The organism is Salinimicrobium oceani, from assembly GCF_012037645.1.
Genome location: NZ_JAAVJR010001495.1, coordinates 1 through 302 on the forward strand (window position 1 = coordinate 1; position 302 = coordinate 302).

The following is a 302-nucleotide window of genomic DNA, read 5'->3' on the forward strand; positions in this document are numbered from 1 at the left end:
TTCCTTTCATGAAGCTGGCTTAATCACCGCCAAAATAGGAGAAAAATCTTACTTCTGGTGAAAAGCTTAAAAAACTTCCCAGATTTTAGAAAGCTGTGAGGTCTAGGTTAGTTTCGCCTACATCTTCAAGTAAAAATCCTTCACCAGTTCGGTGTATTTCGGAGTGTATTGATGTCTGGCGGTTTCGATGATCAATTCATCTTCCAATGGCTCACCTTCCAAAAATGATAATTCCAGCAGGGTTCTTTTTACTGCAGATTCCGGAGTTCCTTTTACGCGAGTGATACGCTTCGGAAAAAGTT

1 pseudogene is annotated in these 302 nt (G+C 40.4%); it reads right to left on the reverse strand.

The features are described 5' to 3' along the window. Positions 1-117 precede the first annotated feature (117 nt). Positions 118-302, reverse strand: a pseudogene (locus HC175_RS22800) (tRNA (adenine-N(6)-)-methyltransferase); the annotation flags it as partial.